Origin of the sequence: Nocardia sp. NPDC050408 (genome assembly GCF_044458905.1) — a bacterium.
Lineage (GTDB): Bacteria > Actinomycetota > Actinomycetes > Mycobacteriales > Mycobacteriaceae > Nocardia.
On sequence record NZ_JBITIL010000001.1, the window covers coordinates 712049 to 735701 of the forward strand.

General features: G+C 64.3%; 26 protein-coding genes. 12 read left to right on the forward strand and 14 right to left on the reverse strand.

Translation table 11 applies throughout. The features are described 5' to 3' along the window. Positions 1-190 precede the first annotated feature (190 nt). On the forward strand, positions 191-757 hold the full coding sequence (locus tag ACIBJI_RS03030) for a hypothetical protein (protein WP_364341211.1): 567 nt from the start codon (positions 191-193) through the stop codon (positions 755-757). Between the two features lie 102 nt (positions 758-859). On the opposite strand, the gene ACIBJI_RS03035 is transcribed toward ACIBJI_RS03030, so the two are convergent. Then, on the reverse strand, positions 860-1723 hold the full coding sequence (locus tag ACIBJI_RS03035) for a hypothetical protein (RefSeq protein ID WP_364341213.1): 864 nt from the start codon (positions 1721-1723) through the stop codon (positions 860-862). Positions 1724-2077: 354 nt separating this feature from the next. Next, positions 2078-2728, reverse strand: coding sequence for a TetR/AcrR family transcriptional regulator C-terminal domain-containing protein (locus tag ACIBJI_RS03040; RefSeq protein WP_364341215.1), 651 nt, complete (start codon positions 2726-2728; stop codon positions 2078-2080). 137 nt (positions 2729-2865) lie between these two features. Between ACIBJI_RS03040 and ACIBJI_RS03045 the strand changes: the two genes are divergently transcribed. Then, complete coding sequence (locus ACIBJI_RS03045) at positions 2866-4350, forward strand: long-chain fatty acid--CoA ligase (RefSeq protein WP_397082821.1); 1485 nt, start codon at positions 2866-2868, stop codon at positions 4348-4350. Between the two features lie 107 nt (positions 4351-4457). Here ACIBJI_RS03045 and ACIBJI_RS03050 read toward each other — a convergent pair whose 3' ends face one another. Genes ACIBJI_RS03050 through ACIBJI_RS03065 form a run of 4 tightly spaced genes read right to left on the reverse strand, consistent with a single transcriptional unit; the run spans position 4458 to position 6418 of the window. After that, the gene (locus tag ACIBJI_RS03050) at positions 4458-4829 is read right to left on the reverse strand and encodes a hypothetical protein (protein ID WP_397082823.1); all 372 of its coding nucleotides are present in this window, start codon (positions 4827-4829) and stop codon (positions 4458-4460) included. Beyond that, positions 4826-5311, reverse strand: a complete 486-nt coding sequence (locus ACIBJI_RS03055) for a roadblock/LC7 domain-containing protein (protein WP_364341221.1) — start codon at positions 5309-5311, stop codon at positions 4826-4828. Before ACIBJI_RS03055 ends, ACIBJI_RS03050 begins: the two co-directional genes overlap by 4 nt. After that, the gene (locus ACIBJI_RS03060) at positions 5308-6060 is read right to left on the reverse strand and encodes a hypothetical protein (RefSeq protein WP_364341223.1); all 753 of its coding nucleotides are present in this window, start codon (positions 6058-6060) and stop codon (positions 5308-5310) included. The genes ACIBJI_RS03055 and ACIBJI_RS03060 overlap by 4 nt, the downstream gene beginning before the upstream one ends. Continuing rightward, entirely contained in the window at positions 6050-6418 is a 369-nt protein-coding gene (locus ACIBJI_RS03065) for a hypothetical protein (protein WP_364341225.1), read from the reverse strand. Before ACIBJI_RS03065 ends, ACIBJI_RS03060 begins: the two co-directional genes overlap by 11 nt. A gap of 495 nt (positions 6419-6913) precedes the next feature. On the opposite strand from ACIBJI_RS03065, the gene ACIBJI_RS03070 reads away from it, so the two are divergent. Next, a complete protein-coding gene (locus tag ACIBJI_RS03070; protein WP_364341227.1) occupies positions 6914-7255 on the forward strand; it encodes a hypothetical protein in 342 nt (113 codons plus the stop codon). 3 nt (positions 7256-7258) lie between these two features. Here ACIBJI_RS03070 and ACIBJI_RS03075 read toward each other — a convergent pair whose 3' ends face one another. Beyond that, positions 7259-8593, reverse strand: coding sequence for an aspartate aminotransferase family protein (locus ACIBJI_RS03075; RefSeq protein ID WP_364341229.1), 1335 nt, complete (start codon positions 8591-8593; stop codon positions 7259-7261). Positions 8594-8679: 86 nt separating this feature from the next. Here ACIBJI_RS03075 and ACIBJI_RS03080 point away from each other — a divergent pair, with 86 nt between their 5' ends. Both ACIBJI_RS03080 and ACIBJI_RS03085 read left to right on the forward strand, forming a co-directional pair. Beyond that, positions 8680-9600: a LysR substrate-binding domain-containing protein gene (locus tag ACIBJI_RS03080; protein ID WP_364341231.1), complete on the forward strand. Its 921-nt coding sequence runs from the start codon at positions 8680-8682 to the stop codon at positions 9598-9600. 198 nt (positions 9601-9798) lie between these two features. Continuing rightward, positions 9799-9948, forward strand: a complete 150-nt coding sequence (locus ACIBJI_RS03085; protein WP_364341233.1) for a hypothetical protein — start codon at positions 9799-9801, stop codon at positions 9946-9948. A gap of 15 nt (positions 9949-9963) precedes the next feature. On the opposite strand, the gene ACIBJI_RS03090 is transcribed toward ACIBJI_RS03085, so the two are convergent. After that, positions 9964-10182, reverse strand: a complete 219-nt coding sequence (locus tag ACIBJI_RS03090; protein ID WP_364341235.1) for a hypothetical protein — start codon at positions 10180-10182, stop codon at positions 9964-9966. 58 nt (positions 10183-10240) lie between these two features. On the opposite strand from ACIBJI_RS03090, the gene ACIBJI_RS03095 reads away from it, so the two are divergent. Beyond that, positions 10241-11008, forward strand: coding sequence for a hypothetical protein (locus tag ACIBJI_RS03095; RefSeq protein WP_364341237.1), 768 nt, complete (start codon positions 10241-10243; stop codon positions 11006-11008). A gap of 9 nt (positions 11009-11017) precedes the next feature. Here the strand turns inward: ACIBJI_RS03095 and ACIBJI_RS03100 are convergent, their stop codons facing one another. Then, positions 11018-11953 carry an alpha/beta hydrolase gene (locus ACIBJI_RS03100; protein WP_397082825.1) on the reverse strand — a complete coding sequence of 312 codons (936 nt, stop codon included), beginning with the start codon at positions 11951-11953 and terminating at the stop codon, positions 11018-11020. A gap of 46 nt (positions 11954-11999) precedes the next feature. Between ACIBJI_RS03100 and ACIBJI_RS03105 the strand changes: the two genes are divergently transcribed. Then, positions 12000-12398 (forward strand): MerR family transcriptional regulator, encoded by a 399-nt coding sequence (locus ACIBJI_RS03105; protein WP_397082827.1) that lies wholly within the window; start codon positions 12000-12002, stop codon positions 12396-12398. Positions 12399-12541: 143 nt separating this feature from the next. Here ACIBJI_RS03105 and ACIBJI_RS03110 read toward each other — a convergent pair whose 3' ends face one another. Continuing rightward, a complete protein-coding gene (locus ACIBJI_RS03110; RefSeq protein ID WP_364341242.1) occupies positions 12542-12874 on the reverse strand; it encodes a hypothetical protein in 333 nt (110 codons plus the stop codon). Between the two features lie 403 nt (positions 12875-13277). Here ACIBJI_RS03110 and ACIBJI_RS03115 point away from each other — a divergent pair, with 403 nt between their 5' ends. From ACIBJI_RS03115 to ACIBJI_RS03125, 3 genes are read left to right on the forward strand one after another with little or no spacing between them, the layout of a single operon-like run. After that, positions 13278-14327, forward strand: a complete 1050-nt coding sequence (locus ACIBJI_RS03115) for a helix-turn-helix domain-containing protein (protein ID WP_397082829.1) — start codon at positions 13278-13280, stop codon at positions 14325-14327. Beyond that, a complete protein-coding gene (locus ACIBJI_RS03120) occupies positions 14324-15772 on the forward strand; it encodes a pyridoxal phosphate-dependent aminotransferase (RefSeq protein WP_397082831.1) in 1449 nt (482 codons plus the stop codon). Before ACIBJI_RS03115 ends, ACIBJI_RS03120 begins: the two co-directional genes overlap by 4 nt. Further along, positions 15769-16698, forward strand: a complete 930-nt coding sequence (locus tag ACIBJI_RS03125; protein WP_397082833.1) for a hypothetical protein — start codon at positions 15769-15771, stop codon at positions 16696-16698. The genes ACIBJI_RS03120 and ACIBJI_RS03125 overlap by 4 nt, the downstream gene beginning before the upstream one ends. Here the strand turns inward: ACIBJI_RS03125 and ACIBJI_RS03130 are convergent. After that, positions 16682-17989: a family 1 glycosylhydrolase gene (locus ACIBJI_RS03130; protein ID WP_397082835.1), complete on the reverse strand. Its 1308-nt coding sequence runs from the start codon at positions 17987-17989 to the stop codon at positions 16682-16684. The genes ACIBJI_RS03125 and ACIBJI_RS03130 overlap by 17 nt on opposite strands. 101 nt (positions 17990-18090) lie before the next feature. Between ACIBJI_RS03130 and ACIBJI_RS03135 the strand changes: the two genes are divergently transcribed. Continuing rightward, the gene (locus ACIBJI_RS03135; protein WP_364341252.1) at positions 18091-18669 is read left to right on the forward strand and encodes a TetR/AcrR family transcriptional regulator; all 579 of its coding nucleotides are present in this window, start codon (positions 18091-18093) and stop codon (positions 18667-18669) included. A gap of 111 nt (positions 18670-18780) precedes the next feature. Here the strand turns inward: ACIBJI_RS03135 and ACIBJI_RS03140 are convergent, their stop codons facing one another. The 3 genes from ACIBJI_RS03140 to ACIBJI_RS03150 all read right to left on the reverse strand — a co-directional run bounded on the left by ACIBJI_RS03140 (position 18781) and on the right by ACIBJI_RS03150 (position 22152). After that, on the reverse strand, positions 18781-19959 hold the full coding sequence (locus ACIBJI_RS03140) for a permease (RefSeq protein ID WP_364341254.1): 1179 nt from the start codon (positions 19957-19959) through the stop codon (positions 18781-18783). 32 nt (positions 19960-19991) lie between these two features. Beyond that, positions 19992-21113 (reverse strand): metallophosphoesterase, encoded by a 1122-nt coding sequence (locus ACIBJI_RS03145; RefSeq protein WP_396957257.1) that lies wholly within the window; start codon positions 21111-21113, stop codon positions 19992-19994. Positions 21114-21231: 118 nt separating this feature from the next. Then, entirely contained in the window at positions 21232-22152 is a 921-nt protein-coding gene (locus ACIBJI_RS03150; RefSeq protein WP_397082837.1) for an esterase/lipase family protein, read from the reverse strand. Positions 22153-22351: 199 nt separating this feature from the next. Between ACIBJI_RS03150 and ACIBJI_RS03155 the strand changes: the two genes are divergently transcribed. Next, positions 22352-23548, forward strand: a complete 1197-nt coding sequence (locus ACIBJI_RS03155; RefSeq protein WP_397082839.1) for a hypothetical protein — start codon at positions 22352-22354, stop codon at positions 23546-23548. Positions 23549-23653: the final 105 nt, after the last annotated feature.

Here is a 23653-nt window from a genome sequence, read left to right on the forward strand (position 1 = left end):
TCGACCGGCACTCGGCCGAGAAATGGAATCGACCCCTCGACATGTATTCGAAGGGAACTGGATTCGCATATCCCTAGGGGGTGAAAACCGACTCCGATCCCGGAAACAAGTTATCGACATCAATCAAATCGGCGGAGCATCATTATAGCTATCCGGTGCCGTTTGTCGGGGAACGTCATGGAAATCGGAAATGATTGGAAGTCCAATGTTCGTCAAGAAATTGATAGCGACCGCCTTTATGGCCGTCGCGGCGACCAGCATAGCCACCGCCACCGCACATGGCGAGGGGATGCTGACCGATGTCAGCCTCAACGCTGCGGATGGCCCGATCGCCTACACAACGACCCTCGCAGCCGACCACACCAGCGCGCTGGTGAGCCTGGCCTCCGGCAGATTCATCGTCGCACCCGATGCCATCACGGTCCTCGCGGACAATGGCGCGGTAGTCGGCAGCATCCCGACGACACTGCGTACCGAGGCCGGACAAAGCCTCGCAGTGACACCGTCGCTGGACAGCACCAGCACGCAATTGACCCTCACGCCGGTCGGCGGACCGACAACTGAGGCTGTCAACTCCCAGAATATGCCCGGCGTGCACCAGGCCTGGGGACCGATTTCGATCACAGTCGGCGCAACCATCGGTTGCTTGGTCGGCGTTGCGATCGGAATCTGGTTCTTCCTGGTCGGCGCCATCTTCGGATGCGCGATCGGCGCAGCCATAGGTGCGGCGATCGGCTTCTTCTCGCCGTTCCCGTGATAGGTCGCGCATCGGAGATAATCGAACACAATGCAAGCGGGCCGGGCGCCTATTGGCCGCCCGGCCCTCTTGTGTCTGCTGCTCTCGTTGCGCGCGTGGGCGTTACCTGGTCAGTGCCGTTTCGCGGGCCGGTGGGCGGCGGGCGGCTGTCCTGGTTCGACGGACCATTCGGCGGCGCACCTGGGGGTCGTAGACGGCCAGGTCATCGTCGAAAGCCAGTTGTTCCCAGAGGAATATATTGGCTTCCGACGTCTTCTGGTCGGACGGCTCCGACGGATTTTCCGCTGCGGCGATATTCGGCTGGGGAGCCGAGATCAGGCGAACTGTGAAGCCTTGTTTGCGCAGGCTCATGGCACCGGCGGCCAATGCGGCAGCACACGCGGTTATGGCGCCGAGCGTCGCGGCGAAATCGAGACCAGCGCTGGCAATTCGGTGCTCACCGCCGAAGTCCGTTGCCGAATTATCACCGAAGAGCCAGCTGAAAATTCCGGTGCGGTTCGCGGATTCGGTGATTTCGCGCAGCTCCGGCACCTTGCCGTTGAGGTAGGCCAAGGCGGCGAGCACGAAAAGGGCGGCCGCACTGCTGCAGCCGAGCACCAGGTAGGAAAGCAGCCGGTTGCGGACCCGGAAATACATGACTGTCGAAACGACCGTACCGGCGACCGCCAGGGTGGTGAGGACGGCCCAGGTGCTGCTGATGCTCACCACGGATTGGAATGAGCCGGTGGTGAATCCGTCGATTCGGCCGAAGGCATTTGAGCTGACGGTGCCGTTCGGCCCGGTTGCCGAAATCCAGGGCTGGAACAACAGTAGGAAGGTGAGCAGACTCAGACCCGGGGCACATAGATAGCCCCAGTCGGATCGTAGGTCGAAACGTTGTGCGGTCACCTCGCCGATGAGATCGTCATCGTTCTCGGGGCGACCGAGCTGAACATCTTTTTCTTGCCAAGGCGTTGTGTGTGCCATTTCTAACCACACCTGCTGTGCCACTTCCGGATTCGAGGAAGCGGACGCTGCGGGGCATGTCCTCCTGGGACGAATAATAGGAATTGGTACAGACGACATCGTCTGTTAACAGGAAGTTACGTTAGGACTCCGCGGTCTGTCGGGCAACGTGACCCCATGCACACGAAGCTTGTGAAACAGCTGTGATCCGAGTGTCGCCGGTGCAGACGAATTCGATGAAACTTGCTCTCTCGTAGGCGTTTTCGCGGCCCAAATATCGCCCACGGCGCTGCGTCGGTAGGGCCTCGACGATCGCGCCGGTTGTGACCCGATAGACAGACGCCTCGGGATGCCTACCAGCGCATCGGGATCGAGCTATCCGCTGCGCACCAGCAACCGGTACCGACCCTCGAGCCCATCCAGCAGCGATTCGAGACCGACCTCGAATGCGTCCCGATCGATTCGCAACTGCCGCTCGGCGAGCAGATGCGCCTCGTTCAGGTGCGGATACTCCTCGGCATAGACCTCGGCGTCGGCGGGAAAGCCCGCGGCGAAGGAACCGAGCGAAGAACCGGTGAGGAAATAGCGCATGAGCGTGCCCACGGTCGTGGCCTCCCGGCGCGGCCAATTCGCCGCGACCAAACCGCCGAATACGGCATCGGCGATCCGTAATGCATTGGGCCGGAGGCCGGGGCCGCTCGCCAGTGCCGGGACGATATTGGGATGTGCGGCGACCGCGCTCCGATAGGAATGGGCCCAGCGGCGCAGCGCCGATCGCCAGTCCGGATTATCGGCCGAAAGTTCGCCGAACATCGAGGTATCCACCTCGCCGAGCACGGAATCGACCACCGCATCGATGATTTCGTCCTTGGTGCCGACGTGGTTGTACAGCGATGGTCCCTGCACGCCGAGTTCGGCGGCGAGGCGGCGGGTGGAAACCGCCGTCAGCCCATCCGTGTCGACAAGGGCCAATGCGGTCTCGATGATGCGCTCGTGGGTGAGCAGCGGTCGGCGCGGTCTGGCCATCTATCGCCTCCTCTCGGCGCTCGCATTCTTGCAGCAGCGCATAAAACTTGCGTCGCTAGTTTTCATCCCGTACGGTTGACCGAAAACTTGCGCTGCTAGTTTTGGAGAGCGATGACAAGATTCACCGGGCAGGCGGCATGAACGCGACACTGTCCTTGGCGAGCGTCCTGGCCGAACAGGCGAGACGGCGACCCGATCGGATCGCACTCATAGAGGGCGCGCGGCGGATCACGTTCGCCGAGCTTTGGCACCGGGCGCGGAGCCAGGCCGCCGCGTTGATCGAGTTCGGTGTGCGGCCGGGTGACCGGGTGGCGCTGATGTGCCCGAACACCGCCGAGTTTCCGGCCGCCTACTATGCGATTATCGCCGCGGGGGCGGTGGTGGTCCCGGTGCATCTGCTGTTGACCGCGGGGGAGGCCGAGCATGTGCTGCGCGACAGCGATGCCCGCCTACTGGTGTGTCATCCCTGGTTCGCGGAGGTCGGTCGAGCGGCCGCGACAGCTGCGGAAGTGCCGCTGGTCGAGCCGAATTCCCTTGATGCACAACCTATCGCGAACTACATCACGCGACGACCCGAGGATCCGGCCGTGGTGTTCTACACCAGCGGAACCACCGGCCGGCCGAAGGGGGCCGAGCTCAGTCACCTGAATATGGTGCTGAACGCGACGGTGAATGCCTTCGACGCCAATGATGTTCGCAGCGATGATGTGGCGCTCGGCGCGCTGCCGCTGTTCCATGTATTCGGTCAGACCGTCTCGATGAATGCGACCTGGCGGGCCGGCGCCACCCTGGTGCTTTTGCCACGCTTCGTGGCGGCCGAGGCGATCGGTCTGATGAAAGCCGAGGGCGTCAACACTTTTCACGGCGTACCGACCATGTATGTCGGTCTGATCGGTGCCGCCCGTGACTTGTCGGATCCACCGCTACTGCGGTTGTGCATCTCCGGTGGCGCATCGCTGCCTTCGTCGGTGCTGGAGGCCTTCGAGGACGTCTTCGGTGCGCGGATCCTGGAAGGCTACGGGCTATCGGAGACATCGCCGACCGCGGCGGTGAACCAGCCGGACTTCGGTGTGAAACCGGGGACGGTCGGACATTCGGTGTGGGGTGTGGATGTGGAGATCGCGGATCCGTCCGAAACGAAGCGGATTGCACTGCTGCCCGCCGGTGAACTCGGAGAGGTGGTCATCCGCGGCCACAATGTGTTCAACGGGTACCTCGGGAAGCCGGAGGTCACGGCCGCGGCGGTGGTCGACGGCTGGTTCCGCACCGGTGATCTGGGTATCAAGGATGCCGATGGCTATCTGACGATCGTCGACCGGATCAAGGACATGATCATCCGCGGCGGGTTCAATGTGTACCCGACCGAGGTCGAAGAGGCGCTACTTCGGCACCCGGACATCGCGGCGGTCGCCGTCATCGGAGTGCCGGATGAGACCTATGGCGAGGAGGTTTGCGCAGTCGTCGTGCCTGCGGCTGCGGTGACCGCCGAAGATGTGATCGCTTACGGGCGTGCGCATTTGGCCAAGCACAAGTATCCGCGGCGGGTCGAGTTCGTCACGGAACTTCCGCTCGGGCCCAGTCACAAGGTGCTCAAACGAGAGCTCAAAAGGCAGTTTGTCTGAAATTTCTTGTGCCAGCGATCCGGCATCCGGATTCGGTGTCACCTCGACGCCGGGCGGTGCGGTCGAGGTCCACACCGCTCGGCTGCGAAAGGTGTTGCACCGCAGGGTCACACCTCGAGGTCCGCTTCGATGGACTTGAGGCGGTGCCGAGCCAGCGCGAGATTCGCTCGGCCGCGGTCCAGGGCGATGTAGAGGAACAGGCCCTTGGACTTGCGGCCGGTCATCGGGCGGATGATGTGGTACTGACCGGTCAGCGTGATGAGAACATCCTCGATATCCTCTTTGATCTGGAGCTGTTCGATGGTCCGCAGCTTGGCGCGCACCACCTCGGTATTGCCCGCCGCGGCGACCTGCAGATCCAGGGCCTTGGAACTGCCGAGCATGCCGAGGGCCATGCCGCTGCCGTAATCGACGACGGCGGCGCCGATCGCGCCGTCTATCCCCATCATGTCCTTCAGCGCCAGATCCATATTCGTCATATCGGTTCCTTTCGATCGGTTTTCCAGGTCCGGTCTTTTCCAGAGTCGGTGGCGCTCAGGTGATCGGCGATGCCGCGGGCTACCGGGCGCGATTCCAGGTGCAGGCGGCCGACATTCACATCGGGTCCGGCGAGCACCATCAGCGAGGACCAGCCCGCCGCGTAGATCACCACGTGCCCGCCGCTGCCGTGCACCACGACCTCGTGGAACCCTCCGCCGTGCACGGTGGCGGCCAGCTGATACGACAGCGACAGATGGGCCGAGGCCAGCGCGGCCATCCGGGTCGGCTCGATATCGGGAGGTAGATCGTGTGCGACGAGCAGTCCGTCGCTGGAGGCGACGAGCGTGCCGATCAGATGAGGCAGACGATCGTGTAGCGCCTTCAGCTCCGCCAGCACCGCCGCATTCGGTTCGGGTCCGGACATCGCCACCTTCGTCCACCTTCCCATCAACTCGCCGAGCAGTTTCTTCCGCGCGGTCACGCAAGCTCCTCCAACGCCGCGCGGAGGCGGACGAGCACATCGCGATCGACCGGCTCCCAGCTCTGCGGTGCAGCGACCTGGGCCTGGCGCACCCGGCGCGGGAGGAATTGCCGCGGCTCGGTGCCCAGATCGGGCGGCTCGATCAGCCCCGCCGCGGTCAGCTCCCGCACCGCGACCAGCGCGCCATAGCTGGTTCGGCCGAGGTCGCGGGCGATGCCGGTGACGCTGCGCCTGCTGTCGGCGGCGGCGAGTACCTCGGTCTGGCCGCCGCTGAGCGTGACCCGTCTGCGCCGGACGCGGCGCACCGGCACGACGGGAGCGCGGTCGACCAGTTCCGCGGGCCATGGTTCGACGTCCGGATCACCCCGCCGGGCGCATTCGTGCAGCAGCACCTGCGGCGGAATGTGGCAGACCGGGGCCAACCAGTGCGGCGGCGCCGATCGGAATTCGGGAACGACCGGCGTGGCCAGCAGAAAGTAGGCGGCGTCGAAGACCGACAGCAACGCCAGGGTTTCCAGTCGCGGCAGGATCGGTACACCGCCCGGACCGCCGGCTGCGGCCAGTTGCCATTCCGCCGCGGTCGCCACACCCGCCGCGGTCGCGAGCCGTTCCAGATCGGTGGTGCGCAGGCAGTCGGCCGCGGTTATCGCGCCGTCCGCGAGGTGAAATGCGCCATCGCCCGCGCACAACACTCCGGTGCATCTTTGCTTTTCCAATCGCCGCAGTTCGGCCGCGACGTCAACGACCATCGGCGTCCTCGACCAATTCGCCGAGGATTGCGCGGAGTCGAAATCTCGCGATGGCCAGATTTCCGGTGTCCTCGTCGAACAGCACGTGTACGAAAAGGCGACCGTCGAAGTCGCCGTTCACCAGATTCAACAGGTGATAGCCGCGGGTGCCGCAGACGATGATCTCGGTGAGGTCGTCGTCGCGATCGGTCGCCAGCGCCGGACATCCGAGCACCGTGCGGACCACATCGGTGGTGGTGGCGGCGTCCTCGTGTTGATCGACGAGGTCGTGCCGTCCTGCCGCGGCGATCGCCAGACCGCTCGCGCTGTCAACCATCGTCACACTGCGCGCACCGGGAATGTCCATGATGCGTTTCAAGCAGTCGTCGATACCGATCACCGCGCCCGGCCTATCATTTCGGGGATTCCAGCGGTCCAGACGCTACACAGTGCGGACGGAGGATGGAAGGCGAATTCTTCAGATTTTTGGACGGGTGACGCATTTCCGCCGGGTGCGCGGGTAAGAATACCCTTCGGTATCAATACCTTTCGGTATGCAAATATCATGCGAGCTGGATATGGTGCAGAATCATCACTTTTCGATATTCGGTGACCGAATACCATTCGGTATTAATCCCTGTTGATGCCGAGGCGGCGAGAGTTGCTACGGCAGCGGTGCATCGGAATTTCGATCAGCAAACGTGTATGTCCAGCATAGCTACTGTCTGGCGAACGCTCGGCCAGGCGGCCCAACTGTGCGGGCGACGACGAAGCCCGGGTGGCGTTCGGGACGCAGCTGCGCCCGGATGCCGGGGCACGGTTTGGCGGGCACTCAGGACGCGACGGGGGGCGATCGGCACCTACACTGGCCCGCATGTCTGTGCCACGGATGCTCGCATTGTCCGCGTTCGCCCTGCTTATACCGCTTGCCGGGGCGGCTTGCTCGTCCGAAGGGGCCGGGTATAAGTCCGAGTGTCAGGTCAGTGGTTGTACGGTCACGTTCAAGCGTGGGGTGAATGCCAAGGCGAGTGTGCTCGGGGTCGAGGCAGAACTCGTTGCGGTGAAAGGCAATACCGTCACGTTGAAGGTTGGCGGTCAGCAGGTCGATATTCCGGTTGGGCAGACCCAACCCGCCAATGGGCTCAGCGCCACGGTGCAGGACGTCACCGATGACAAGGTCGTGGTTCGGCTCACCACCGGTATCAACGGAAATTGATCTCTAGCCGTCGGTGACGGCGTCGCCGATGGCTTGGTCGAGGATGGAAAGGCCGAGGGCCAGTTCGTCTTCGCTGGTGGTCAGCGGCGGGGCGATGCGGAAGACGCCGCCCATTCCTGGGAGCTGCACGATATTCATGTGCAAGCCGAGTTCCAGGCAGCGGCGCGTGACGAATGCGCCGAGTTCGTCTGAGCCCTGCTTGGTTTCGCGGTCGAGGACGAGTTCCAACCCGACGAGCAGACCGCGGCCTCTGATATCGCCGACTACGCTGTGCCGCTGGCCGATTCGCTCCAGGCCGCGACGGAGAAACATGCCCAGTTCCGCGGCACGCTCGTCGAGACCGTCGCGAACGAGGACATCCAGCACGGTATTGCCGACCGCCGCGACCAGCGGATCCGAGACGTGGGTGGTGAAGAACAGAAACCCGCGATGATGTGCCCGCTGCTCGATTTCGGCACTGGTGATCACGGCCGCGAGCGGCAGTCCCGCGCCCAGCGTCTTCGACAGCGTCAGGATGTCCGGGACGACGCCGTCGCGCTCGAATGCGTACCAGGAGCCGGTGCGGCACAGACCGGTTTGCGCCTCGTCCAGGATCAGCAGCATGCCACGCTCGCGACACTTGTCCCGCAGCGCGGCGAAGTAACCGGGTGGCGGTTCGACGACGCCACCGGAACTGAGAATCGGCTCGACCAGGCAGGCCGCGAGGCTCCCGACCGACTGCGCATCGATCAGATCGAACGCGAAGTCGAGTTGCCGCCGCCAGTCGAGTTCGCCGGCGACCGTGGTGAAATCGGGACGATACGAATGCGGCACGGGGATGGCGAAATTCCCCGGTGCCGCAGGGCCGTAGCCCTTGCGTCCCGCACTATAGGTGGCACTCGCCGCCGCTTGCGTCATACCGTGCCAAGAGCGCGCGAACGACACGATCTCGTGCTTTCCCGTGACCAGCTTGGCCATTCGGATAGCGGCCTCATTCGACTCCGCACCGGTGGTCAGCAGCAGAACCTTCGCCAGCGGTTCGGGCAAGGTCTCGGCCAGTCGCCGGGCGAGGTCGACGACCGGGCGACTCAGCATGCCGCTGAACAGATGGTCGAGCTCACCGACCTGGCGTCGGACCGTGGCGACGATATCCGGGTGTGCGTGTCCGAGAATCGCACTCATCTGCCCGGAAGTGAAATCCAGTATCTCCCTGCCACTTTCGGTGTATAGGAAGCTGCCCGCGGCGCGAGTGATGATTTCGCGGGTGAATTCGCCAGCGCCCGCATAGCGGACGAGGTGCCGATCGGCATCGGCCCAGAAGTCGTCGGTGGACAGTGCTGCGGAGGTGGGGGCGGCCATATTCCGACGGTAAGGGCCGTCCGAGCATCGGGTCCAGCTCACATTTCCGGCTGTGCTGTTCGGCTCGGCCGCACAACAATGGATCCATGTTGAACCCTTGGCGACTGCGTCTGCTCAGCCAACTCGACTCGCTCGGCACCGTCCGTGCGGTCGCACAGGCGGCTCACCTCAGCGCGTCCAGCGTGTCCCAGCAGCTCGCGGTGCTGGAGGCCGAAACCCGCACCCAGCTGCTCGAACGCACCGGTCGCCGAGTCCGGCTCACCCCCGCCGGGCTGATGCTGGCCCGCCGCGCAAGGACCATCCTCGATCAGATGGACGGCGTCGAGGCGGAGTTGCGCAGCCTCGGCGAGGAACCGGTCGGGTCGGTCCGACTCGGCGCATTCCAGAGCGCCATCCATTCGCTGTGCGTGCCCGCGGTGACGCGCCTCGCGCAGACGCATCCGCATCTCGATGTCGAACTGGTCGAACTGGAACCGCACGAGAGCATGCCCGCGCTGCGCGTCGGCGACGCCGACATCATCATCACCACAACCGATTTCGTCGAACATCCGCTCGGCTCGGATGTGGATATCGTGCCGTTGGCCACCGATCCGATCGTGCTCGTCCTGCCACCGGAGCGCGCCGCCCGCGGGCCCGCCGATCTCGCCGCCTACGCCGACGAGCCGTGGGCATTCGATATGCCGAAGTCGTATATGGCGAATCTGGCCACCCGGCTGTGCCGCGAATCCGGATTCGAACCGCGGGTGGTTTGCCGGTTCAGCAACTACATGATGACGCTGCAGCACGTCGAAGCCGGACTTTCGATCGCCATGCTCCCCGGCTTGGCGGTCGATCAACGCTATCGCGTCGCGACCCGGGAACTCGCCAATCCCGTCACCCGCACGATCACCGCAGTGATTCGCCGCGGTGCGCCGCCACGTGCCGCCGTCAATCTGGTGCTCGAGGAGCTGCGTCGGATTCGTGAGCTGCCGGTCGATCCGCGCCTATCGACGACTTTTCAAGCGTGACAGCGACTTTCGGGTGCTACATCCACCTGAGCATGCTCGAATCTGTCTTGACCGCAGGCGGCGTCATCGCAGCGAATCTGCTGCGCACATTAGATGGCTGGCGCATAGCCGAACTTGCGAACCGCGTAATCCGGCGGACGGGCTCACTTCGGAAATATGGCGCAAACCTGATAGGGCTATCGTCGAACTATGGGCGTTATGGGCGAACTGTTCCCCGGGCAGAAGCTGGCCGATGAAGGCAGCGAGGACAGCGATGGGCAGGTGCACCGTCCGCGCGTCGAGATTGATCTCGACGCCGGTGTGGTGCGGCTCGGTCCCACTGCGAAGTCGACTGATGAAACCGAATAAGGACTGTGCCGCAGGTCAATTTCGCTCGGGTAACTCGCGTCCGTCCGGCCCGCAGACGTCGGTGCCGCTGATGGTCTGAATGACCGGTTCTCGATCGGCCCCGGCTTGGTCCAGTGCTTGGGCGAAGACCTCGGGTGGTTGGGCGCCGGAGACGCCATATTTGCGGTCGAAGACAAAGACCAGGACGGCTCCGGCGCCCAGTTGCGCGGCTTCCTCTACCAGATCTGTTCCCACCGATCGAGGTTCCCACTGGAGGTGAGTTCGCGTGTTCTTCGCCACTTAAGCTGAGCTCATGGAGCAGCCGAACTCCTCCCGAGCTATCACATCTCGACACGGGACCGCTCCGGCGAGGGCGAGACAGACACAAGGCCGCGCCGCGGAGCTGGCGGAGCTCCGGGCGCGGCTGGGACCGCTCCGATGTTATTGGGGCCACATACTGGCCGCGGTCGGCAGTACGGCCACACTCATCCTGCTGTTCCAGTCGTGGATTACCGCACAGGGGCCCGACGGCAAGGTCGCCGCCAATGCCTTCGGTCGGCTCGAAATAACCACGAACTACCTGAACGTCTGGTCGCAAGCGAAGCCCAAAACCCCGTCGGTCACCGGCCTCTGGGCCATTCTCGCCAGCGCCGCCATCATCATCGCGCTCTGCGCCATCGTGCTGAACATCCGTCTTCGCACCGAATTCCTTGCCCGCCTGACGACCTTTTCGCTGGCATGTGCCGCACTTTTCGTCGTCTTCTGCCTGATCTATCTCAATGGCAAAGGCGCCGAACTCAAGGCGATGACCGGTCGCACCTATGACCTGGGCGGCCATATCGGACAGATACTGAACTGGGCCACCGGTAGAGGCAAACTCGTCGTCCCGGGCACCGGTACCTCCAACTACGCATCCGCCGGTCTCACCCACTGGGGATTTCTCGCCGTGGTGACCTCGCTCGGTTCGACCATGGCGGCCGTCGCCCAATGGCTGCTGGTGCGTCGCGCTTCCGACAATCCGCTCCGACTGTCCTGGCGAATGCCCATTGTCGTTTCCCGAGCATCCTCGAACGACACCTGAGGCAATTGGCTACCGAGCGAATGCCTTCCGCAGTGCCGTCGCCGCGTCGAGCCGGGCACGTTTGCTGTCGTCGAAGGGATGCCGGACGAATTCGTGGATCATCCCGGGATAGCGGGCGACCGTAACCGGAACCCCTGCCTGCTCGAGGCGCTGGCCGTACTCTTCGCCCTCGTCGCGCAGTGCGTCGTATTCGGCCGTGACAATCAGTGCCGTAGGTAGCCCGGCCAGGTCGGGGGCAAGCAGTGGGGAAACCCGCGGGTCGAGTTTCTCCTCGGCATTGTTCAGGTAACCGTCCATGAACCAGTGCTGGGCGTCGCGGCTGATATTGCCGTACTTGCCCGCGAACTCCGTGATGCTGAAATTCGTTCTGCGGAAATCGAGATCGGGATAGATCAGCAGTTGGAAGGTCAGCGCCGGACCGCCGTTGTCGCGTGCCATGTGCGCGACGACCGCCGCCAGATTGCCGCCTGCGCTGTCGCCGCCAACGGCAATGCGAGTGGCGTCGACACCGATGCTCGCCGCATGCTCGGCGACCCATTGTGTCGCGCTGTAGCAAGCGTTGGGTGCTGCCGGAAACTTGTGTTCGGGAGCCAGGGGATAGTCGACCGAGACGACGACACATTCCGCACCGTTGGCCAGACTGCGGCACAGTCCGTCATGGGTGTCCAGATCGCCGAGCATGAAGCCGCCGCCATGGAAGAACACCAATGCGGGGAAGGCGCCTTCCCCATCCGGGGTGTAGATACGGAGCTCGCCTATGCCCGGGACGGTTCGGTTCTCGACATTCGCGACGGGTTCCGGTTCGCCGAGTAGAGCGATCTGTCGGCGCCATCCTTCGCGTGCCTGCTCCGCGGTGAACGTGTGCACCGAGCCGAAATCGGCACGGGCGAGACGGTCCAGATAACCCTGAACTTGGGGGTGCAGCTCTTCTCTTGTTTCGCTCATTAGCCTATCGTCTGACTTGAAGCATGCTTCAAGTCAAGGAGTGATGATGCTCGATATTGCGGAAGTGGCCGCGCGGTCCGGATTGGCGCCGTCTGCGCTGCGCTACTACGAGAAGCGTGGGCTCATCGAATCCGACGGACGCAACGGTCTGCGGCGCACCTACCGGCCCGAGGTGATCGACCGCCTGGCGCTCGTATCCTGTGCTCGCGCAGCGGGTTTCACGCTCGCGCAGATCGCGCGATTCCTCGTGGCCACGCCCGCGGATGCCGAACTGCGCCGCCATATGGCGAAGAAGGCTCAGCAGTTGGACGAGGACATCGCTCGACTCGCTCGCATGCGCGACAGCCTCCGTCACGCCGCCACCTGCGCCCACCAACCGCTGGTCGAGTGCCCCGACTTCAAGCAGACGTTCGGTTCGGTGCGGGGAGCGAGCAGCGGGTCGTAATCCGAAATTCGCTGACGGGGTGGGCGACGCTGGGGCGGTGGCCGCCGACCCACCTGAAACAGGGCCCGGCGAGTACGACTCAGCCGGACCCTGTTTCGGCGCGACGTCAGGTGGCGCCGACCCCTCCGCGGCGCCAACTGCCGTTACGCGGCCGGTGTGGTCGGTACCGCGATGCGGCAGTTGGCGCCGGCTTGCCGCCGGTCTCGTTCGACGATGCGGGCGTGCAGCAGCACGACCGCCTTGGCCAATTCGAGGCCGAGGTCGGCGGCCCGGATAGCGGCGATTTCCATGGCGAGCACGTAGTCTTCGGGATCCGGATCGCTCAGGGTCTCGTCGAGGACCATGCCGGTCATGGCCTGCGTCCGTGTCAGTATTCGGCCGGGCAGCCAGCTCAAAACCCAGCCGCAGCCGGTGTAGCGGGCGGTTTCGGGGGTGATGTCGCTGGTGATCAACCAGTCGGTCAGCCTCAGTGTCATGACCCCTCCCTTGGTCGATCGAAACCATCTGTCCCGGAAAACGATCTCCGGATCAGATGTGACGCTGACAACAATGCTATGGATCGCCACTTCTGGATGTCAACTAAGCATAGAAGCTATCTGATGATATTTCTTGATCAATATTGCTTAGTTTCAAGCAGATTCGGAGTTGTGTATCCGTAATTCGCTCCTCGAGAGCAGCTTTGAACGACGCCATGCGCAATCAAGGTCACAGGTATCGAAGCCGCTTCGCGCAATATCCGCCCGCTGGTGCGCATTCCAGCGACCAACCAGAAAACTTCCAACATTGCTATCGCTGTTTTGCGACGTAACGTGGCTATGATGTCGTCGGATGACACATCGTGAGCATTGAAAAATCCGAGCGTGAGGATGGAGGCGCGGAATGGCTGGCTCAGCGCAGGACGGTGAGCAGGTCGGGGATCTGGTCCGTCGGCTCCGCACGGAACGCGGGTTCACCCAGGCCGCACTCGCGGCCAAGACTGGTTGTTCGCGCAGCCTGATCCAGCAGATCGAGAACGGGACTCGGGTGCCACCGCTACCGCTGCGCGAACGGCTCAGCCTGGCGCTCGGCCAGGAATTGCCCACGACCGACGGTATCGTCGAGGGGATCGCCGGCGGCGCCTATCACGATCTGCGCATGCGCTTCAATGTCCTGCTCGGCAAGGACCCTGAACTCGTCGAGCGGGCACTGGGCATCGCGGGCAGTCTGATCGATGCGACCTCCGCGCGGGAAGAGATCGAACCGCTGCGCATGATCGCCGATCGACAGTTGGAGCGCGCCGAGGAAATCCTGGCGCAGATCCCCTCGCGCAGCGCGACCGTCTGGGAATGGAATACCGTCAGTGACTGGCTGATCATCCTCGAGCAGGCCAAGGCGTCCGTGCGCGCGATCCACACCGCCGACCTGGGCACCATCGGCGGCGACGTCGGCGACGACTATCACGCCGCTATCCTGCGCCTGGCAGATACGACCCATCCGCCCCGAATCGATGTGAGACGCATGTATGTCCTCGACACGATCGAGGATGTCTGGCCCTATGACGACAAATTGTGGAAGCAGGCGCGTTCTGGTGTGGAGAGCGTACTGGTCAAGCGTGAGTACGCGCGCAATGCGCAGAGCATGCTCATCGTCGACGAAAAGTACGTCGCTGTCGGTGAATACGACTATTCCCGGCAGGCGCGCGTGGCGACCCGGTTCTCGGCCCTGAAGCACGATGTCGCATTCGCGGTGCGCCGGTTCGAGCGGCTCTATGAGCTCAAGCTCGCCGGTTCGGGCATTGTCGTCAACGATATCGTCGCATCACCGGCGCTGGCCGGTTATGAACGCCTCACCGAGGGCGATTGCCGCGATCTGTTCCGTGCGGCGCTGGAACAGAGTTGGCGCGAGATGACCGCGCCGGGAGAGCCGTCTTTCGAAAGTGAGGTGTCGTGACTCGGCAGGCTGACAACGATCGGCTGCCTTGGCGGACACCGGCACCCAGCCTGGCCGCCCGCACAAATCGCTCCGAGGAGCGGAAGCGGGAAGTGCGGCGGCATCTGGGTGCGCGACCGCAGTTCGCGGGGACGGGCCACCGGAGGTATTCGGATGTACTGGACGCCTACCACGGCGAGACGGGGCTGCCCCTGGCCGAAAGTGCCGTGGCCGCATTGGATCTGGCATGGCGCGAACTGATGCATACCCAACCGCCGGACGAATACGCCGACGGCACGCTCTATCACAAGCGCCAGCCGCTGGTATTGCGAGAGTTGGCAGCGCACAAGCTGTTCGGGCGATTGGCGCAGCCGGTCGACGGGATACCTGGAGTCCGGGTGGCGCCGGAGGAGGTCATCGTCTGCCCGTATTCGAGCACTATGCTGCTCGAGGAGGCGGTCGCGACGCTGGCTCGTCCCGGTGGTGTGATCGTGTATCCGGAAGGCCTGTACAAGAGTTCGGGCATTCATGTGGAGAAGTACGGTCTGCGGATGGAGGCTTGCCCGGTCGCGCCGGACGACTCCTTCAAGATCGACCCGGACCTGCTGGCATCCTGCCTGGACTACTTCGCCGAACGTGATGAACTGTGCGGGGTGCTGCTCACCCTGCCCGGGAACCCGGTGTTCACCGATTATTCGGCCGAGGAGTTGCTGGCGATCGGCCGGGTGCTGGTTGCCAGTGGGGTACCGGTCATCTGCGATATGGCTTTCGATTGCATGGTGGAACAGCACATTCCGATCGCCGCGGTAGCGATCGCATCCGACGACGGCGTGCGCCGGTTGTACGACCAGGTGCTCACCATTACCGGAAACTCCAAGGGCTACAACGCCTTCGGTCCGTGCAAATTGGGCGCGGCCTGTTCGGGCAACGCCGATTGGCTGGCCAGGATTCGCGAGCGGCTGACCATTTCCTTCCAGCGCGAGTCGACGCATCTGGCGCGGGCGATTGTCGAGTACACACCCGAGAGTTACTTCGCGCAGAACCGTGTACGGATGCTCGACCAGCTGGATCGCGCGCACAGCCACATCGACGCGATAAATACTCGCCTCGGCGCGAAAGTCATTCGGCCGCTGGGCAGTCGACAAGGCATGTTCCTCACCGTCGTCTTCGACGATGCGATCCTCGACGAGGCAGGTGTCGAAACCAGTGCGGAGATAGCGGATCTGTTGCTCGCTGGTGCCGGGATCGACAGCGTCGCCCTGGATCGGACCGGATCCGAGCGACGCGGTGTCCGATTCAATGTGCTCGCGCCGCGCAAGGCGCCGGGGCGCGAGTCGGCGGATCTGGTCGACGAATTGTTCGACCGGCTCGAACAGTTGCTGTCCGCGATCCGGAATGGGCTGACCTATCACAAGGTGCTGGCCGAGCGCGGTCTGCTCGTCATCGAACATGTTGCGGCACGATGATTGTCGGCGTTCTGCGGGAGACCGCTGCTGAGGAGCGGCGTGTCGCATTGTTACCGGAGGATGTGCGCGGGCTCGCGGGAGTGCGGGTCATCGTGGAGCGCGGTGCGGGCCGGTCCATCGGGTTCGACGACGCGGACTATGTGGCCGCTGGGGCGCAACTGGGCGAGCGTACCGAGATTTTCGCGCGCTGCGATGTTGTGGTGTGGGTGAAACCTCCTTCCTACCAATTGGATTCGGTACGCCCCGGTATGACTCTGATCGGATTCCAGGACCCGCTGCATCGCCGCGACCTGATTGCGGCACTTCGCGCACGCGGCATCGAGTCAGTCGGCTATGAAACCGTCCCGCACTCCCGTCCCGATATCGATGCGCTCTCCGCGATGAGCCGGATAGCGGGCGAGGTCGCCTACGAGCAAGCGCGACAACTCCTGTCGACCGAGGCGCCCGTGCGCGCCTTGATACTCGGCTGCGGGCAGGCCGGACTTTCCGCCATAGCCGCAGCGGCCGCCCACGGCGACGAGCCGACCGCGATGGGTAACCGCCAGGAGCAGGAATCCGCGGCAGTCCTGCGCGGTGCCAGGGCATTCCTGCCGAATCCGGATGGACTTCTCGCCCACCTCGCCACCGATCCGCCCGACCTCATTGTCTGCGCCGCCGTGCACCGCGGCTCCCACGGCCCGATGCTGCTGGACGCCACTGCACTGGACTCGCTCCGCCCTGGGACGGTGATCGTCGACCTCGTCGCCAAATCCGGCGGCAATTGCGTCGCCACCGTTCCGGATCGCACCATAACCCTCCCGAACGGCGTGATCGTCACGCATCGGTCGAACTACCCGACCCTGCGGCCAGTGGAAGCCAGTCACGCCTACAGCGCAGCCACCGCAGCCCTGCTGAAAAGCCGGATTGCGTTCAGCGCGGAACCGTGACCGGGTCGGTGCAGCTGGCTGCGGCGTCGACCAGTGAGCATGGCCGGGGTGCCCGAGTCGGGCGGTAATCGCCGGGAACACCGCTGTTGCGGGTGATCGCGGTGTAGGCGGGCACCGCGTCGGTGGGCTTGCGGGTGAGCGTCGGATCGGTCAGCACATCCACGGTATAGAGGCCGAAACGTGGTGTGTAGCTGCCCCATTCGTAGTTGTCGGTCAGGCTCCAGTAGTTGTAGCCGATGACGTTCATGCCGTCGGCCACGGCCCGCTGGATCCAGTAGATGGTGTCGCGCAGATCGTCGCCGCGGGTGTAGCCGTCGGCGCGCGGATCGCCGTTCTCGGTGGGCATGCCGTTCTCGACGATGTAGAGCGGCTTACCGGGGAACTGGCGCGAATAGTGTTGCAGCGCATAGTAGATGCCCTCGGGCTGCAGCGGGTTGTTCCAGAGCTTCGTCAGGTTGTCGATCTGTGCCGTCACGGTATCGGGGGATATGCCGTAGTAGTAATCGATGCCGATGTAGTCGAGTTTCGCGGCGATTCTATCGATGAACGGCTTGTTGACCACATCCTCGGCCGCCGGGATATAGGCCACATTGCTGGTTACCATGGCTTCGGGCTGCACCTGGTGGATGTGGTCGTAGATCGCGTTGTGCGCCAGGGCGAGTCGGTCCTGCATACCGGGCACATCGGTGATCTGGAGTCCGCCGTGGCGCAGTTCGTTCACGCCGTAGAAGGTGGGTTCGTTGAAGGTGACCCACAGTGGGTTGTCGGCGGCGTAGCGATCGACGACCGTACGGGCGTTGGCGAGCCAGTCCGAAACCATATCGGTGTTGTGCCAGCCCCCACGGTCGACCTCCCAACCGGGGAACACCCAGTGATCCAGCGTGATCATCGGCCGCATACCGGCGGCCTTGATCTTCCCGATCACATTGTCGTAGAAGTGGAATCCCTCCTCCGACCACACTCCCGGCCGCGGCTGTACGCGCGCCCATTCGACGCTGATCCGATACACCTTCACACCCAGGCCGGCCGCCAGATCGATATCGGAGGCGTAGCGGCTGTAGAAGCCGACCGAATCCCGGTACGGGTCATCGGTTTCGCCCGCCGCGACATAGCGGCTCCAATTGCTGTCCGGCGCATGGCCTTCGGACTGGTAGCCCGAGGCAGCGACACCCCAGAGGAAGTCCGGGTCGAGCGGCGCGACCTGTGCGGGCGGCTCCGGCCGCGCGAAGGCGGGGGAACTCGGCAGGAGTGCGGCGGCCAGAACGGCCACACAGAGGGTGCGGAGTCGCATCGGATGGTGCTCCTGTTCGTCGAGGTTGCCTCGAACAAAAAACGTACAACGCTCGGTTTTCGCTGGCAAGACCACCCTCGATTCGTGCCTACACTGACCCGATGGCGAAACGGGGCCCCTATGGCAAGGGCATAGAACGACGGGAGCAGATCCTCGATGCCGCGCTGCGCACGATCGCCGAACGCGGCTATTCGGCCACCTCCGTTGCCGAGCTGGCCGATGCGGTCGGGCTGAGCCAGGGCGGGCTGCTGCACTACTTCGGCTCGAAGGAGGAACTGTTCATAGCCGTGCTGCGCAAGCGCGACGAATCCGACGTCGCCACCGCATTGCATGGCTGCGCACCCGAGGCCTTCATCGAGGTGATCCGCCGCAACACCGAGGTCCCCGGGCTGATCGAACTTTTCACCCACATGCAGGCCGCCGCCTCCGACCCGACCCATCCCGCCCACGACTACATGCGGCAACGTTATAGCTTGGGCGTCCAAGCCTTCTCCTACGCGCTGCGCGAGATGCAAACAGCAGGCACCCTCCCCACCGATATCGACACCGACAGCGCCGCAACCATGTTCTTCGCCCTCGCGGACGGTCTCCAGGCCCGCTGGCTGATCGACCCGACCATCGACATGGCCGCCCAACTCGAACAGACCTGGCGTCGCTACATCGGAAATACGCCGCGCTGAGGCGCCGCACCCTAGTTACTGCGCCGCCCCCGAACTGTCGGGGACGTCGACCCGCTGCCAGCACAACGATGAGCCGCTGTTGTCCGGCTGGTTGCGGTGACCGCGAACGGATTACCTGCCGCCGTGCGGTGATCGGTGGTCATGGTCGTGCTCGGTGTCGGGGGAGCCGCCCATCATGCGCAACATCGGGATTCCGCCGGTGCGTACGAAGATCGTGACCAAGACCGCGGCGAGGAAGAGGAAGGCGATATTGAGCCAGGTGGTGTAGTTCCAGCGGATGCCTTCCGTCATCACCATGGCGTTGCGCTCTGTCGGAACGAGATTTGTTGTGCCGAAGAGGATTTCGACGAGATATCCGGCTCCGACCATGGCGGCGTAGAAGGTGCCCAGCAGGGTGAGGGTCATGCGGAGGCCGTAGTACTTGCGGTAGATATTGAGGATCGGGAGGATCAGCAGGTCGGCGTATATGAAGGCGATGACGCCGCCGAAGCTGATGCCGCCGTTCCACAGCACTGCGGCCAGCGGCACATTGCCGATCGAGCAGACGAAGGACAGGATCGCCACCAGCGGCCCGACGATCGGTCCCCAAATGGCTGATAGCAGTGGATGATCGGTGAGGAAGAAGTTCTGCCAGAACGTCTCCGGCACCCATGCGCCTATCGCGCCCGCTATCAGCAGTCCGATGACGAGGTCGCGCAGAATCGCGGCCCATTCCATCACGAACACATGCGAGAGGGCCGTTAGTCCCGGCCGCGACAGCAGCCGTCGTATGAAGGAGCCTTCGGTGGCGACCGCCATATCCATGGCGGCATGGCCTTCCATCGATCCGGCGAGTCCGCGGTCGGCTTGGTGACGCGCCTGCTCGACGAGCTCGGACCGCACGAACCATCGGAAGAGCACCGCGAGCAGCACGATCATGATCGGCCCGCCGGCGAATTCGGCCGCGGTGAACTGCCAGCCCATGAGCAGCGCCAGGATGACGCCGAGTTCGATAACGAGGTTGGTGGATCCGATTTCGAATGCCATCGCGGCGGTGAAATTCGCACCCTTGCGAAACAGTGAACGCGCCAGCGCCACGGCCGCATACGAGCACGACGAGGACGCCGCGCCGAGCCCGGCGGCGATGGCGAGGGTGCGCGGCCGATCGTCGCCCATCAGGCGCAGAATGGTCGACTTACGCACCACCGCCTGCACGACGGCGGACAGCGCGAAGCCGAGAATGAGAGCCCAGAGGATCTCCCAGGTCATCGACCCGGCCAGGGATAGCGCGTGCCCGATAGCGTTCACCACGCGAAGCTATACCCCTACCGGGCAACATTCATTCAGGCGCTGCGGAGGACGAGGACGGTGATTTCGCTCGGCGCGAAGACCCGGAATTGCGGACCCCAGAACCCGGTGCCACGGCTGGTGTAGAGCTGGGTGTGCTCGCCGTGGCGGCTGAGACCGGCGACTACCGGTTGCTCGAGGCGGACCAGATAGTGGAAGGGCCAGATCTGGCCGCCGTGGGTGTGGCCGGAAATCTGCAGGGCCACCCCGGCCGCGGCAGCTTCGATAACTTGCCTGGGTTGATGGGCCAGCAGGACGACCGGTGCGTCCGGGGCCCCCGCGAGGGCGCCGGGGAGGTCGGGCCCGTGCCCGGGCACGCTGACGCCGGTCGGGTCGTCGATGCCCGCCAGCACCAGCCGGTCGCCGCCGCGGGTGATCGTCTCGTGTTGGTTGTGCAGCGGCTGCCAGCCGATCGAGGTCATATGCTCGATCCAGCCCGGCGCGTCGCCGAAGTATTCGTGATTGCCGGTGATGTAGAACCGGCCGAGCGGAGCCTCGATCTTGCCGAGCGGATCGACCTGCGGATGCCGCTTCTCGACCGAACCGTCGGCGAGATCGCCCGCGTGGCAGGCGATATCGGGCTGCTGGGCGTTCACTACATCGACGACCTTCTCCGACCACCGCAACCGGTCCAGCGCGGCGTAGTGGGTATCGGTGATGACCACCATGCGCAGTCCGTCGAGTGCGGGTCCGAGCCCGCGGATCGCGACATCAAGGGTGCGGACCCGAGGCACCCGGCGCGCCTCGATCACACCCCACACCGACAGCGCGGCGGCGATCACGAATACCCCAGCGGCAACGATCCTGGAACGCGCCGGATCGTCCACGCCACCGGCGGCCAGTCCGAGCCCGACGATATTGCCGATCACCGACCAGCTGAATACCACCCACATCAGGCCGAGCAACGTGTCGCCCACAATGGAGGCCGCGTCGTGCTGCCTCGGTCCATGGCCGAGAAACATCGATGCGGGCAGACATACGAAACCCGCCAGAAAAACCGCCGAGCCGAGCCAGAACAGCGGCCCGTCGGTTGTGGCGCCGATCAAGGTCCACCACGGCACCAGGAAGAGCAGGGCGGGAATCGCCAGAAACAGGACGATACGCGGAACGTATTTCACAAAAGTTCATTCCTCGCGGGGGACGGCGCGGCGCACGGTCCCACCACCGGAGCACCATGGGTGCTAACGACGATAACAGCGTTAACGCAAGTGCGTCGGTACCCGGAATTCGGGCAGGTCAGCCATGGCAGGGGCGGCCGCCATACGACGGATCGAGTGCTTTCTGCACGACGTAGCCGACGGTGGGGGATTCCGGCAGCGCGCCATGGTTGAACTCATCGTCCGGGCACAGGTCCTGCACCCAGATATTGTCGACCGTGGCCCCGATTCCGGCGGTGAGAAAGGTGGCCTCGGGTGGAGTGACGACCCGATCGAGATGGCTGGCGATAACCGTGTACTTGACTCCGGGCTCGGTATCGCCTCCGGCATTGAGGCTGCGCAGGAATTCACTATCGATCAGTTGTTGTGACGCTGCCGTGCCCAGATATCTCGTGATCAGGCCGAGGATCGGCGCCTGCGCACTGCCGGTCGGCAGTAGGAAGCCGAGCCCTTCCGCGGTGGTGCCGTGGTTGGTCGCCGCGATGGTGACCAGATGGTCCACCTTGTTATCCGCCGGATTCCGCTGATCCGCACCGCCCTCGAAGCGCATGAACTGCCGCGCCAGCGGACCGCCCTGGGAATGTGCGACGATATCCACCTTCGGTGCACCGGTGGCCGCACGCACCTCAGCGACGAATCCCGCGATTTCCCTGGCCGAGTTGCGCATATCCGCGGTGCCGTAGACGCCGGGTTGCGCACCTCGGATACTGGAGATCGCGCGCCCGTAACTCAGCGAAAATACGCAGTAGCCCTGCGCCTTCAGCTGTGGTGCGAGCACATCCCAGGAATTCTGATTCCCCCAGGTGCCGTGCACCAGGACAACAGGTTGTGGATGCGCCGCCGACGGGCGGCAGGTCCAATCATTGGCACCGGCCGGTGGCACGCTCCCATCCGGACGGGCATCCTCGCCGTGTGCCGGAGCGCGCAAGCCGAAGAGGGTGCTGATAAGTACTGCGGGCACGATAATCGGTAGGAGAAGAGGCGAACTTTTCGCAAACACCGCAACGCTCCTTCGCTCACAAACCGGGACCTGCAAACGAAACACGCCATCGGCTCGGTGATCTGGGCCGAAACGGCTGACAATCCCTGGTTGATAACACGTCAGCGAATGTTGAGCAAATATGCTCGGTCGGCTGGCGAGTCGCGCAAATGCGGCTGGCACGATGATCTGTGTGGTCGCTCGAGAGGAACCCGCATCCATGCGCAGCACACCGCGTTCGGTAATCGCACTGCTCGCTGCGGCCCTGCTCGTGGCCCCGGCATGCGGGTCCGATAAGGCACCGGCGGTCGCGCGCGGCGAGGTTGTCAGCAGCACGCCGGTTGCACAGCTGTCGGCGGAACAGGCCACGACCTATCTGGGCGAGGCGAATATCGGCACTGCCGTACGCAATGGCGTCGATGCCTACCGCGTCGTCTACCGAACCGTCACTCCGGAGGGCGATCCGACAACGGCGAGTGGCCTTGTCGTCCTGCCGCGTACCGATTCTCGGCGGCTGCGTGTGGTCACCTATGAGCACGGCACGCTGGTGCGCAAGAGCGACGCGCCCTCGGTGAACGACACCCGCCTCGATCGGGCTCGCACCATCATGTTCGCCGCGGCGGGTTACGCGGCGGTCGCGCCGGACTACCTCGGCCTCGGCGAAGGCCCGGGCACACATCCCTACACCCACGCGCCCTCGGAGGTCAGCGCCTCGGTCGATCTGCTGCGCGCTGCCCGCATCGTGGCCGCCGGACAGCAGCGCGACCTCGACCCGGATATCCTCGTCACCGGTTTCTCCCAGGGCGGCCAGGCCGCGACGGCGCTGGGCAAGGCGCTACAGAGCGGTGACACCCCTGGCTTCGGACTTGGCGCGCTGGCACCGATCAGCGGCCCCTACGACGTCCAGCACGTCGAGACGCCCGGCGCTATCGAGGGTCGTGTCCTCCCGGCGGTCGCGGTCTTCTATCTCGCCTACTGGATCACCGCGATGAACCGGATCTACCACCTCTACGACCGGCCCGCCGATGCCTTCCAGGAACCCATTGCCGATCGCATCGAACAGCTCTTCGACGGACAGCAGAACGAGATCACCATCGGCACCGCCCTACCCGTGCGCCCCGAACTCTTGCTGACGCCGAAGTTCCTTGCCCTGGCACAAGATCCGACCGGAACCGCGCGCGAAGCGGTGGCCGCCAGCGACGGCACCTGCGACTGGACGCCGCGTGTTCCCGTCCACCTCTACGCCGCCACCGGCGATCGAAATGTGCTCTACGCCAATGCCGAACATTGTCGGCAAGCCATGCGCACCGACCGGGCAACCCTCACCGACCTCGGCGATATCGACCACTCCGCCACCGCCCGCGTCGCGCTCCCGCGAATCCTCGACTGGTTCCAACGCGAAATCCCGGCCACCTGACGGCCGAGCCGGCTCGAATCCCATGTTCACAGGGGGTGGGGGCGGGCTCACAGCGGACTGCCAGGAAACGCAAAGGGGGTCCACCGGGACGGCTGTGATACTCCC

Coding starts and splice junctions, on each gene's coding strand:
- ACIBJI_RS03030 (WP_364341211.1), top strand. CDS start 191: ATGATTGGAAGTCCAATGTTCGTCAAGAAATTGATAGCGACCGCCTTT.
- ACIBJI_RS03035 (WP_364341213.1), bottom strand. CDS start 1,723: ATGGCACACACAACGCCTTGGCAAGAAAAAGATGTTCAGCTCGGTCGC.
- ACIBJI_RS03040 (WP_364341215.1), bottom strand. CDS start 2,728: ATGGCCAGACCGCGCCGACCGCTGCTCACCCACGAGCGCATCATCGAG.
- ACIBJI_RS03045 (WP_397082821.1), top strand. CDS start 2,866: ATGAACGCGACACTGTCCTTGGCGAGCGTCCTGGCCGAACAGGCGAGA.
- ACIBJI_RS03050 (WP_397082823.1), bottom strand. CDS start 4,829: ATGACGAATATGGATCTGGCGCTGAAGGACATGATGGGGATAGACGGC.
- ACIBJI_RS03060 (WP_364341223.1), bottom strand. CDS start 6,060: ATGGTCGTTGACGTCGCGGCCGAACTGCGGCGATTGGAAAAGCAAAGA.
- ACIBJI_RS03070 (WP_364341227.1), top strand. CDS start 6,914: ATGTCTGTGCCACGGATGCTCGCATTGTCCGCGTTCGCCCTGCTTATA.
- ACIBJI_RS03075 (WP_364341229.1), bottom strand. CDS start 8,593: ATGGCCGCCCCCACCTCCGCAGCACTGTCCACCGACGACTTCTGGGCC.
- ACIBJI_RS03080 (WP_364341231.1), top strand. CDS start 8,680: ATGTTGAACCCTTGGCGACTGCGTCTGCTCAGCCAACTCGACTCGCTC.
- ACIBJI_RS03085 (WP_364341233.1), top strand. CDS start 9,799: ATGGGCGAACTGTTCCCCGGGCAGAAGCTGGCCGATGAAGGCAGCGAG.
- ACIBJI_RS03095 (WP_364341237.1), top strand. CDS start 10,241: ATGGAGCAGCCGAACTCCTCCCGAGCTATCACATCTCGACACGGGACC.
- ACIBJI_RS03100 (WP_397082825.1), bottom strand. CDS start 11,953: ATGAGCGAAACAAGAGAAGAGCTGCACCCCCAAGTTCAGGGTTATCTG.
- ACIBJI_RS03105 (WP_397082827.1), top strand. CDS start 12,000: ATGCTCGATATTGCGGAAGTGGCCGCGCGGTCCGGATTGGCGCCGTCT.
- ACIBJI_RS03110 (WP_364341242.1), bottom strand. CDS start 12,874: ATGACACTGAGGCTGACCGACTGGTTGATCACCAGCGACATCACCCCC.
- ACIBJI_RS03115 (WP_397082829.1), top strand. CDS start 13,278: ATGGCTGGCTCAGCGCAGGACGGTGAGCAGGTCGGGGATCTGGTCCGT.
- ACIBJI_RS03125 (WP_397082833.1), top strand. CDS start 15,769: ATGATTGTCGGCGTTCTGCGGGAGACCGCTGCTGAGGAGCGGCGTGTC.
- ACIBJI_RS03130 (WP_397082835.1), bottom strand. CDS start 17,989: ATGCGACTCCGCACCCTCTGTGTGGCCGTTCTGGCCGCCGCACTCCTG.
- ACIBJI_RS03135 (WP_364341252.1), top strand. CDS start 18,091: ATGGCGAAACGGGGCCCCTATGGCAAGGGCATAGAACGACGGGAGCAG.
- ACIBJI_RS03155 (WP_397082839.1), top strand. CDS start 22,352: ATGCGCAGCACACCGCGTTCGGTAATCGCACTGCTCGCTGCGGCCCTG.